Origin of the sequence: Haloarcula sp. JP-Z28 (assembly GCF_011440255.1) — an archaeon.
GTDB lineage: Archaea > Halobacteriota > Halobacteria > Halobacteriales > Haloarculaceae > Haloarcula > Haloarcula marismortui.
Genome location: NZ_JAAOHT010000001.1, coordinates 294669 through 305088, shown reverse-complemented (window position 1 = coordinate 305088; position 10420 = coordinate 294669). Strand labels below are relative to the sequence as shown.

Sequence of the window (10420 nt, the reverse complement as noted above, 5' to 3'; positions counted from 1 at the left end):
GCTTCGCCGTGCGAGCGCGTTCCTGGTTTCGTGAGTTCCGAGAAATCGCCCTGATGTGTGTCGTCTATAACATCAAACGTGCCGTCAAACAGTGAATTCCACCGCCTTATGGCGATTCAACACAGCCATTGAGACCCAAACGCCTGAGCCAACGGAAACCGAGAGTACGCTAGTAGCTACCGAAGGAACTGAAACGGAAACCGAATCTACTACTGAAGGCGATCTCAGCAAGGCAGAGAAGTTTGAGGAATTCGATGAGAACATCCAGTATCTATACGATTCAGACGAGGAGAACCGTTCTGCTGAGATGGAGGCTTTCCCTGACAATGACTCATACCATATAACAGTTGAAATGCGTGATACTACAAACTTCACTAAGACCCGAAATGACCGGCTAAACCCGCTCTGGAAGTACTACGCCATCGTAGAAGACTATAACAATAATGATGGCCACCTTCCAGAACGGGACCACACGTACATACCCGATACAGTTAATGTGACGTTCACTACGGAGGACGGAGGAGTGTTTGAAACGACTCACATCAAATACATTTGGGCGTACAAGTACTATACCGACGAGTGGTCGCTCAGAGTCTTCATGGCAAAGTACGGCTCTACCACTGAAGAGGGGCCAGCTTACCATGAAAAGGGACGGTAGCGAATCACTCGGTTCGGAATGGTAAGTCACAGCAAGTTTGTCGCTGACGACTGCTTCGCTCGGGGGTCAGCCTTACCAGTTCAACAGTTTATAACGCGTCGGATCAAGTTCCCAGATTAGATTCACGAGGGACAGAGATTAGACCTAGCCGGTTTTAGAGGGAGATATGAGAGCGAAGCCGGAGTATCGCGACCGGGACGACACAGAGGTTGCGGTGCTCGATGCGCTCGCTGACCGCCGCGATGAGGGGATGACTGTCTTCGAGCTTCGGTCGCGGACGGAAGAGAATATTGACCGCATTGAGGATGCACTCGCGGCTCTCAAGGCAGACGACCTCATCGAGGTCGAGGACAACGGGGAACGGACCGTTATTCTGCCAGGAGAGGGCGTGGTTGGGGAGTCACTGCCGGACGAAGACGAATCGATTCTCGACCAGATTCGCAAGCGGCTCCCACTGTAGCTACGACTCTCTCGTGGCGGTGTCACACTGTGTCCGTCGGCGCAGCGGCGCAGTTGTTCGGGCCGAGTTCGAGTTCGAACGCGGTGTCGTCGTCGGCCGTCTCCGTTCCGAGGTTGATGGCGATAATCCGCTCGAAGTTGGCGGGGCGCGGCGGGATGTCGTCACAGACGTACTCGACAAATGCCTCGCGGTCCATCGTGAATCCCGGGAGTTGGTCGCGGAGAGCTCCCAGAGGAGCGGTGAACGTACCGTCGTCAGCCGGCGTCGTCGACTCGCTGTAGTGGCCCGGGGCAACGAGTGTCTCATCGGGGAGTGCTGCGAGCCGGTCAGTCAGCGTGCGATGGAGGTCGCGGGCGAGGTCACGAGCGCCGTCCGCTCCGGCTTCGAGGTCTGGACGGGCGACGCTGTCGAGGAAGACGCTGTCGCCGGCTAGGAGCACGTCGCCGACGGTGAAGCCGGTCATGCCGGTCGTATGGCCGGGTAGGGGACGAGGCTCCAGTGTGGCCGAGCCGACGCGTAGCGTTTCGTCGGCGGCCAGTGCGGTCACGTCGTCGACACCGCGGGCGACCGCTCGTTCGGAAAGGATCGGCTCGGCACCGGTCTCTACGGCAAGGCGGCGGACGCCGCTGATGTGGTCGGCGTGGACGTGCGTGTCGATAGCGTGGGTGATCGAGGCGTCGCGGTCGGCGGCATCGGCGCTGTACCGGTCGGTGAACGCCCGGAGCGGGTCGACAACGGCGGCCGACCCGTCGCTGATGATCATGTAGCCGAGACAGCCAGATGACGGGCGGCGATACTGGAGGACGGTTGCGGCGTCGCAGGAAATCTCGCGGGCTTCGTAGAGCCGCGCCCACCCCTCCATGCCGTCGCTGAGGTTCTGCGCCTCGACACCGTGTTCAGTCAGTAGGCCGGCGACGAAGGCGCTGGCTTCGCCGCGGCCACAGACGACCGTTATCGGGCCGGTGCCGGCCACCTCGGCGACGAGGCTGTCCACTTCGCCGGTCACCTTCGCTTGGAGAAATTTGGTAAAGGGGTGCTGTGTTGCTGTTACCGACTCGCCGCGGAGTCGCCACTCCTCGTACTCGTCACGGTCGCGAACGTCGAGCAGCCGGACCGATTCACCGGCGTCCAGCTTCGCTTTCAACGTCGCTGCCGATAGTGACGGTGGGTCCGTCGGCGGGTCAGGGTAGTCCTCGGCCATACCGACTGTAGCGCTCCCCGGTGGATAAATCGGGCGGGGATTTCAAGCCCCTGCCGCGCCCAGCGGAGGTATGGACGCTGGAGCTACTATCAACGCCGTCCGTGACCAGACTGAGACGGAGCGAGACAGACTGGGCTCGGACAAGGTGCTTATCGCAGCAACAGATGCGACACTGGAGACGGAGGTGGTGCTCACAACAGCGGCGACACGCGAGTCAGGGCTTGCAGATGCCCTCGGCCAGTGGGCCGCCGAGGCGGACAGCGACGTGGCGACGCAGTTTGAGGGAGCCGCCGAGGCCGCGGCCGAGCGGGCAGACCGCATCGACGCAGACGCCGGTGACCCCGATGGGTTCATCGACCACCTCGAAACCGTTAGCGGGACTGCACGGCGCGTCGGGGCCGGCCTCGTCGCTGCCCCGTTGGTCGCCGACCGGTTCTATCTGCAGGTGGTGAGCTTCTTCATCAACAAGGCTGACGAACAGCGGGCCGATACGTTCCGCGAGATTCGACGCGAGGCATCGGCACTCGACGACGGGGAAACTGCCCTCGGACACCTCTCGGAATCCGAGCGCGAGACGGCAGCGGCGGCCGCGACGGAGGCCGTTGGAGCGGCGTACGACGACTACGCGGAGACGCTGGAGGCGATGGGGCTGGACCCGAAGCCGGTCTGCTAATCCAGCCGGTATGTTGCAACGCGGTTAGCGGCATAGAGGAACCCCGCGACAGCGCCAGCGCTGGCGATTCCAATACTCACCACCAGCCCCCCGCCGAGGAGCCAGGTTTTGTCGAACGGTAGCGCGAACAGGTCACGAACGGCGAGCAGGTACGTCAGGCTCCCCGGCGCGACGGCCACGCCGAGGACGAGGAAGTACAGCCCGAACGCCCAGCCGCTTGGAACCACTACTTCGTGGCCCTGCACCGATGACGACTCGAACTTCGGGAACACGACGCCGGCTCCGACGGCGATAGCCGGTGCGGCGAGGGTTGCGGCCAGTGCGACTGTGAGTCCGGCAGCGAGCGTGACCGGTGGCGTTCCGGCGGCGACACCGAGACCGACGACCAGTAGCGTCGTCACCACGACACCGGGGAGTGCGCCCGCAAGGACGAGTCCGGTGACGAACGCCCGGCCGGAGACGTTGGCGGTCAGTGTCAGCGGCAGCACTCCTTCCTCGCCGCCGAGCGGATTGAGCGAGAACGCGGCCCCGAACGCCGCCGCGCTGGCGAGGCCAGCGCTGAGGGGGAGCGTTGGCGGGACCACTCGCTCCAGAATGACGATCTGGAGATGATACACCAGGAAGAAAAACGGCATGATCGCGAACTGCACGGAAATGGGCGCTCGCTTGGCACGGAGCCACGACTTCTGGGCGACCACGCGGGTCGCCGTCGAGACCCGTCCTCTCAGCAGACGGTCCGAGAGTGTCTGCTTGTCTGCGTCGAACTCGTAGTCAGGCTGGACCGGATCGACATACCAAGCCCGCGCAGCCAGCCACAGACACGCAACCACGCCGACCGGGAGCGCGCTGAGAATCCCCACCGTAGCGACGGTGGCAGCAACCGGATCGCCACCGGCCCCCAGAACGAGCAGGACCACGTCAGCAGGCCACGAGAGCGGTGACTGGATCGCCAGTTGGAGCACGCGAAGCTGTACCGTCGGGACAGTCGTCATCGCAACCCAGCCAAGCGGCAGGACGAGTGAGACGGCAGCCCCGACGCTCGCTCGATGCCGCGCGATGAAGGCCGAGCGGTTCGCGACCAGTTTTATCACCAGCCCTAGATTGAAGCCGAGGACCGTCCCGAGCAGGGTGACCGCGACTGACCCGACCAGCGCCACGACAGCGACGAGTACCCCAGCATCACCGACTGCAAGTCCGCCCACCAGCGCCAGAATCGGGATGGTGAGCGCGAGCAACACTCGACCGATCTCGGCGGCGAGCAGCCCGGCCGCCGCGTCCTCGTAGGGCACCGTCGTCAGTAGACCGTCGGCAGCGTCCGGTTCGCCGGCCGATTTCACCGTATGCTGGAGTGTGAAGAAGCCAACGAGTCCGAGCAGCCCGACGATGCCCGCCGTCGTCGCGAGTCTAACCGTCTGGGTGTCGCTGCCGGTGAGGGCGCCGCCAAAAAAGAACGCCATCACGCCGATAGCGAGACTGTATATGACGATGCCTAGTCCTCCGCCAAGTAACATCAGCGTCCCGCGCGCCGTGCCCATGAGCTTGCGCCAGGTGCGCCGCAGTTCCGTCTGTGCGATCAGTCGCATCCGCCGTCCGTTCGGTCGCCTCATCGCTCACCCGGGTGCTCGCTGGTCACGTCGAGGAACACTTCTTCGAGTGTGCTCTCGGACTCGACGCTGCCGGCCAGTTCTTCAGGAGACCCCTCCGCGACGAGGTCGCCGTCATACAGGACGCCGACGGTATCCGCTAACTCCTCAACGACGGGCAGGATGTGCGTCGAGAGAAAGACCGTCGTGTCAGCGGCCGCGACTTCGCTGATGGTGTCACGGACCGTCCGCGCCGCCCGCGGGTCCAGTCCCGATGTCGGTTCATCGAGGAAGAGGACATCAGGGTCGTGCAACAGCGCCTGAACGAGACCGAGCTTCTGTTTCATCCCCTTTGAGTACGTCTCGACGCGCCGGTCGGCGTCCGTATCGAGGTCGAATCGGTCGAGCAGCGACTCCACGCGGTCCCAGTCCTCGTGCCCGCGGAGGCCGGCGACGTACTCCAGCTGCTCGCGGCCGGTGAGTTCGTCGTACAGCGGGGGTTCTTCGGGCAGGAAGCCGATGTGTTCGACCACCGCGGCGCGGTCAGCGACCGACTCGCCCGCCACCCGTGCGGTGCCGCTCGTCGGGTTCGTCAACGTCGTCAGAATCCGAATCGTCGAGGTCTTGCCCGCCCCGTTGGGGCCGAGAAAGCCGAAGACGCTTCCGCGAGGGACCGTCAGGTCGAGGGACTCTATTGCCGAGACGCCGCTGTAACGCTTTGTCAACCCCTCGGCGACGATTGCGGGTGCTGGAGGGCACATACGGGCAGTGCCGCACCGACTGTGAAAAGGTCTTGCTGTTGCTATGCGCGACTCTCTAGAATGGTTGTTTGGTACTGTTTCGCCCTGGAGCTGGAGTTTGAACAGCCAGAAAGCCCCCTGTCGCTGGGCTACTGCGACTCGCTGCGCTCCTCACTTCGTTGCGGTGCTTGCGTCGTCTCGAACGCCCAGCGACAGGCCCCTTTCAGTCCCACCCGTAGCCGGTTGCCCAATCCAGGCTGGGTGGGACCGAAAGGGGCCGCGCCATCGACGAACCCCGGCGACGTAAGCACGCGAAGCGCGCGCAGCGAGCCGCGGGAGTCGATGGCGTGGGGGCTTTCTGGCTCCCGACGGCCGTAGCTGCAGAACCATGCACAACAGAACCCGATACTTTAGCTAGCCGTTACTCTTCAACGGCTGCGTCGGCGGCATCGGCTTCAGCGTCTTCATCCTCGCCATCGTCATCAGGATTTTCGACGACTTCGATACCGCGGTTGTTGACCGCTGACGGGTCCAGCCCGACCTCCTGCAGGAAGTTCTTGTACTCCCGTTCGCACTGCTCGGCGTCCTTCTGGCGGTCGCTGGCGCGGTCACACAGCGCAATGAGGTCCTCGGGCACGTCGTTACTGTAGACGATCCAGTGGTTGATGAGGTCCGAGAGGCGGCGAATCGGCGAGGTGAAGTGGCCGTAGATCTCGAAGTTCAGGGCGTGGTGGCCGCCGAAGGGGTCGTTCATGTACTTCGCGCGCGGCATCACCTTCATCACGGCCCACTGGATCTTATCGAGCTGGCGACCGGGGGCCTGTTCGAGCGTGGCGTTGACGGCCTTTCGCGGGTCGTCCCAAGCGTCGCCGGGGATGGAAACGCCGTCAAGTTCCTGAATTTCGACCAGCGCTTCGTCCCACTCGTCGGGGCTCGGCTGTGGGTGGACGCGGTACATCGCCTCGACGCCGCGGTTCCACATCAGCTCGTGCGTGACGGCCTTGTTCGCCTTCAGCATACACTCCTCGATGATGGTGTGGGCGCGGTCGCGGGCGGGGTTGAGGACGAGCGAGCCCTCCTCCTTGCGCTGCTCGTGCATCCGGTCGGCCAGTTCCCAGACGCGCTCGGTCTTCTCCGCGAGGTCGACGCTCTGGTCCTCTAGCACGTCTTCTGCGGTCTCCGGCTCGTCCAGCAGGCGCTCGGCTTCGGTGTAGGTCAGCCGGGCATCCGAGCGGATGACGGACTTGTAGATATTGATCTCCTCGTAGCCGAGGTTCTCCTTGTCGAGGTGCATTTCGACGGTGTGGGCCAGACGGTCCTCGTTGGGGACCAGCGAACACACCGTCTCGGCGAGGACGGGTGGTAGCATGTGGACGGTGTAGGCCGGGAGGTAGACGGTGTTCCCGCGCTCGACGGCCTGCTCCCACATCTTCGTGTCGGGGTTGACGTAGTGGGTCACGTCGGCGATGTGGACCCAGAGAACGATCTCGTCTTCGCGCTCCTCAATGGAGATGGCATCGTCGAAGTCCTGCGCGTCGATGGGGTCAGTCGTCCAGGTGGTCATCTCCCGGAGGTCCTGCCGCTCGTCGACCTCGTCTTCAATCTCCGCCTGAACGCCCTTCGTGCGCTCCTTGGCCTCTTCCAGTACTTCGGGCGGGAACTCGTCGGGAATGCCGAACTTCTCGAACAGTTCCTCGCGTTTGTTCTCCAGATGTCGTGCCATCTCCGGGTCGATCTCGACGGGGCCTTGCCCCTCGGCGGTCCCGGCGGCCGCCTGTGCGTCCTCTGTAGTCATGTCACCCGGTACGAACAGGGCGTAGTTAGGGCTGTCGGGGTGGGACTGGGCCGTGACCCCTGCGTCTCAGTCCCTGCGAGCGTCGCCCTCGGAGAGTTCCCGGAACCGTCTCAGGAACGTCTTCTGGTCGGCCTCGCCGGCTCCGGCGGCGTCAAGTGTCGTCTCGAGCCCATCTCGTGGTTGCTGGCATAGCTCGGCAAAACAGGTTTTACAGAGATGCTCGAACGTCTTGTTTCGACGGTCCCACCGGTCGCCGTGTTTGTCGTACTCGCGGGCCTCGGACCGTGGGATGGACTCGCCACACGCGATGCAAGTGACTGACTCCCCCCGGGAACTCCGGGACCCGAACATACCTACGCGTTGCGGGCGACATCGTTTAGAACTTTTCGCACAGGCAACAGTCCCCCGTTTTCGGGCCACACGTTTATTCACCCGCCGCCACTACAAAGGGTATCGGCTATTCGGAGCCAGGGACACTGAATGAAGCCACCAGAGACACTCGCTCACTCGACGTTGGACACGCTACCCATCAACATCGCTGTCCTCGACGACGAGGGAACGATCCTGTTCACGAACCGCGCCTGGCGGGAGTTCGCGGGCGACGAGGACGGGGAGATGGAGGGGACGAACTACTTCACGACAACCGATGTCGACGCCGACGAATACGCCGGACAGGCAGTCGGCGGCATCGAGTCGGTCATCGACGGTGAGCAAGACCTGTTCACGATGGAGTACCCGTGTCACTCTCCGGAGGAGAAACAGTGGTTTCTGATGCGGGTCGCACCACTTCCGGAGGATGAGGCCGGGAGCGCAGTCGTCGCACACATCGATATCACCCAGCGGAAACTCGCCGAACTGGCGGCTGAACGACGGAGCGAAGAGCTGAAGGCCGAACGCCAGAACCTCAAGCAACTCGTCGACCGGGTCGACGGGCTGCTGAAGGCGGTGATGGGCGACGTACTGACCGTCGACTCGCGGGAGGCCATCGAGCAGACCGTCTGTGACCGGCTGGCCACGGTCGACTCCTACCAGTTCGCCTGGGTGTCCGAACTCGACTTGCGCGACGAGACGCTGTCGTCGACGGCCCTGTCAGCCGACCGACCGACCTCGTTATCTATCCCACTTGACGCCGACGACCCGGTCGCGGAGGCGGCTCGTACCGAGGAGATGCAGGTCGTGACCGGTGGTATCGACGAGCAACACAGCCGGCTTGCTGACTCCGACGTGGCATCTGTCGCGGCCGTGCCGCTCGTCTCCGGCGAATCGTTATACGGCGTGCTCACCGTCTATGCCGACAGCGACGACGTGTTTGATCCCCGAGAACAGGCCGTGCTGGGAACCATCGGCCGGGCCACCGCGGCGGCTATCGATGCTCGCGAGACCAGCCGGCTGCTGACCGCCGACAACGTCACGGAACTCGAACTGCAGGTCACCGACCCCGACGTTTTTTATATTCACGTGGCAAGCGAACTCGGTTGTTCGATGGAGTACGGTGGGAGCGTCCCCAACGGTGAGGAAACGGTGATGTTCTTCCTCGTCGAGACGGACGACCCCTCGGCGGTCTGTGCCGTTGCCGCCGACCACCCGCAGGTGTCGGGCGTCTCGCACGTCTCGACGTCGGACTCGGCGGCGCTGTTCGAGTTCACCGTCTCGGACCCACCGGTCGTCTCGGTCGTCGCCGACCGCGGAGCCCAGACGGGCGACATTCTCGTCGAACCGCGACAAGCGACGGTCACCGTCACGCTTCCGGCGTCGATGGAGACCCGAAGCGTGGTCGAGCAGGTCCGAAACCAGTATCCGGAGACGGAACTGCTTTCGGTGCGAGAGCGGGACGAACCGCCCGTTTCCCGGCAGGCATTCATTGCAAACGTCGAGGAACGTCTCACGAACCGCCAGCTAACGGCGCTCCGGAAAGGGTTCCTCGGCGGCTTTTTCGACTGGCCACGTGATGTCTCCGGTGAGCAACTGGCCGAGTCGATGGATATCTGCCCGTCGACGTTCCACCAGCACCTCCGTGCGGGTGAGCGAAAGCTACTGGAAGAAGTGTTTGAAAACTGGTAACTCGTGATTCCGAACCCCCTTACCGGTGTCGGACGCTTGACGCGATTCCCGAAGCAGTTTGGTAGTCTGCTTATACCGATAACAACCGTATATACATGTAGTGATACCGAACCAGTGTCCTGTTTGTCACCGGCGAACCGACGGGACACAGACCCCCGTGATAGCGGCGCACTCACGGACCGACCGGACTATTACGGACAGCCTGCCGACAAGCGCGCGACGCATCGCCCGCCGAATGACCGCCCGATAGCTTTCAATGCATTCCGATAACATCCAAACCAGCAAATCGATACAGCAGGAAACCGGACGGACGTTCCACCTTGCGACGCGTCTGCTTCCGGAGCGTATCCGCCACCCGACGTACGTCATGTACGCGTTTTTCCGGGTCGCGGACGAGGTCGTCGACCAGACGGACGGGCCGCCGCCGACCGTTCAGCACGAGCAACTGGAGGTGATTCGCGAGGCCGCACTCGGGAACATTGACCCGGAAGAAACCGACCACGAGGCAGTCATGGCGGCGTTTCAGGACCTGGCTGACCGTCACGACATCTCCGAGGAGACGATTAACGTCTTCATCGACGCGATGGAGATGGACATCGCACAGGCCCGCTATGAGACGTTTGAGGACCTCCGTGAGTACATGGGCGGTTCTGCCGTCGCCGTCGGCCACATGATGACGGAGGTAATGGACCCGCCACAGAAGGAGGAGGCCCTGCCCCACGCGACGGCACTGGCCGAAGCGTTCCAGCTTTCGAACTTCCTGCGGGATGTTCGTGAGGACATTCACGACTACGGCCGGGTGTATCTCCCACAGGAGACGCTCGAGCGCCACGGCGTCACCGAGGAGCAACTGGCCGACGCCGAGGTCGACGACGCCTTCCGCGCCGTGATGCAGGAGGAACTGGCCCGGACCGACGAACTCTACCGCGAGGGCGTCGCCGGCATCCGGTACCTGCCGGAAGACTGCCAGTTTGGCGTGTTGCTGGCTGCGGTCCTGTACGCTGACCACCACCGGCTTATCCGTGACCGCGGGTACGACGTGCTGACGGAGACACCGGACCTCACCCGTCGCCGCCGGCTGTGGCTCCTCGCCCGCACGTGGTGGCACTGGCGGCGTAACGGCGACCCCGAAGCGACGTTCTACACCGTGAGCGCTGTCTCCGAGCGTGGCCCCGGTGAGACGCCAACAGACACTCACAGCCACGGGCAGCCCACGTGGCGTGGATGACAGCCACGCGCCGGGCATCGT

Annotated in this window: 10 protein-coding genes and 1 pseudogene; 6 read left to right on the top strand and 5 right to left on the bottom strand. The window is 63.4% G+C overall.

Annotation, left to right across the window (positions count from 1 at the left end; translation table 11 throughout):
• The 3 genes and pseudogenes from G9463_RS01470 to G9463_RS01460 form a co-directional block, all read left to right on the top strand.
• Positions 1–95: pseudogene (locus G9463_RS01470) on the top strand (IS5/IS1182 family transposase); the annotation flags it as partial.
• Positions 92–658 carry a hypothetical protein gene (locus G9463_RS01465; protein WP_370457889.1) on the top strand — a complete coding sequence of 189 codons (567 nt, stop codon included), beginning with the start codon at positions 92–94 and terminating at the stop codon, positions 656–658. The pseudogene G9463_RS01470 and the gene G9463_RS01465, both read left to right, overlap by 4 nt.
• 166 nt (positions 659–824) lie before the next feature.
• Complete coding sequence (locus G9463_RS01460; protein ID WP_004958397.1) at positions 825–1118, top strand: DUF6432 family protein; 294 nt, start codon at positions 825–827, stop codon at positions 1116–1118.
• A gap of 22 nt (positions 1119–1140) precedes the next feature.
• On the opposite strand, the gene G9463_RS01455 is transcribed toward G9463_RS01460, so the two are convergent.
• Positions 1141–2319, bottom strand: coding sequence for an MBL fold metallo-hydrolase (locus G9463_RS01455; protein ID WP_165895767.1), 1179 nt, complete (start codon positions 2317–2319; stop codon positions 1141–1143).
• Positions 2320–2389: 70 nt separating this feature from the next.
• Between G9463_RS01455 and G9463_RS01450 the strand changes: the two genes are divergently transcribed.
• The gene (locus G9463_RS01450; RefSeq protein WP_165895766.1) at positions 2390–2992 is read left to right on the top strand and encodes a transcription antitermination protein; all 603 of its coding nucleotides are present in this window, start codon (positions 2390–2392) and stop codon (positions 2990–2992) included.
• On the opposite strand, the gene G9463_RS01445 is transcribed toward G9463_RS01450, so the two are convergent.
• From G9463_RS01445 to G9463_RS01430, 4 genes are all read right to left on the bottom strand, one after another.
• Positions 2989–4575, bottom strand: coding sequence for a hypothetical protein (locus G9463_RS01445; RefSeq protein ID WP_193569492.1), 1587 nt, complete (start codon positions 4573–4575; stop codon positions 2989–2991). The two genes, G9463_RS01450 and G9463_RS01445, sit on opposite strands and share 4 nt — an antisense overlap.
• Before the next feature lie 20 nt (positions 4576–4595).
• Positions 4596–5336 carry an ABC transporter ATP-binding protein gene (locus G9463_RS01440; protein WP_165895765.1) on the bottom strand — a complete coding sequence of 247 codons (741 nt, stop codon included), beginning with the start codon at positions 5334–5336 and terminating at the stop codon, positions 4596–4598.
• A 400-nt stretch (positions 5337–5736) separates the two neighbouring features.
• Entirely contained in the window at positions 5737–7110 is a 1374-nt protein-coding gene (locus G9463_RS01435) for a ribonuclease R family protein (protein ID WP_165895764.1), read from the bottom strand.
• A 66-nt stretch (positions 7111–7176) separates the two neighbouring features.
• On the bottom strand, positions 7177–7461 hold the full coding sequence (locus G9463_RS01430; protein WP_004958380.1) for a hypothetical protein: 285 nt from the start codon (positions 7459–7461) through the stop codon (positions 7177–7179).
• Positions 7462–7590: 129 nt separating this feature from the next.
• Between G9463_RS01430 and G9463_RS01425 the strand changes: the two genes are divergently transcribed.
• Both G9463_RS01425 and G9463_RS01420 read left to right on the top strand, forming a co-directional pair.
• A complete protein-coding gene (locus tag G9463_RS01425; RefSeq protein WP_004958376.1) occupies positions 7591–9171 on the top strand; it encodes a bacterio-opsin activator domain-containing protein in 1581 nt (526 codons plus the stop codon).
• Between the two features lie 256 nt (positions 9172–9427).
• Entirely contained in the window at positions 9428–10399 is a 972-nt protein-coding gene (locus tag G9463_RS01420; protein ID WP_004958374.1) for a phytoene/squalene synthase family protein, read from the top strand.
• The last annotated feature ends 21 nt before the right edge of the window (positions 10400–10420 follow it).

Bases quoted from the DNA above. Each gene is read 5' to 3' on its own strand.
- G9463_RS01460 (WP_004958397.1), top strand. From the start codon at position 825: ATGAGAGCGAAGCCGGAGTATCGCGACCGGGACGACACAGAGGTTGCG.
- G9463_RS01455 (WP_165895767.1), bottom strand. From the start codon at position 2,319: ATGGCCGAGGACTACCCTGACCCGCCGACGGACCCACCGTCACTATCG.
- G9463_RS01450 (WP_165895766.1), top strand. From the start codon at position 2,390: ATGGACGCTGGAGCTACTATCAACGCCGTCCGTGACCAGACTGAGACG.
- G9463_RS01445 (WP_193569492.1), bottom strand. From the start codon at position 4,575: ATGCGACTGATCGCACAGACGGAACTGCGGCGCACCTGGCGCAAGCTC.
- G9463_RS01440 (WP_165895765.1), bottom strand. From the start codon at position 5,336: ATGTGCCCTCCAGCACCCGCAATCGTCGCCGAGGGGTTGACAAAGCGT.
- G9463_RS01435 (WP_165895764.1), bottom strand. From the start codon at position 7,110: ATGACTACAGAGGACGCACAGGCGGCCGCCGGGACCGCCGAGGGGCAA.
- G9463_RS01430 (WP_004958380.1), bottom strand. From the start codon at position 7,461: ATGTTCGGGTCCCGGAGTTCCCGGGGGGAGTCAGTCACTTGCATCGCG.
- G9463_RS01425 (WP_004958376.1), top strand. From the start codon at position 7,591: ATGAAGCCACCAGAGACACTCGCTCACTCGACGTTGGACACGCTACCC.
- G9463_RS01420 (WP_004958374.1), top strand. From the start codon at position 9,428: ATGCATTCCGATAACATCCAAACCAGCAAATCGATACAGCAGGAAACC.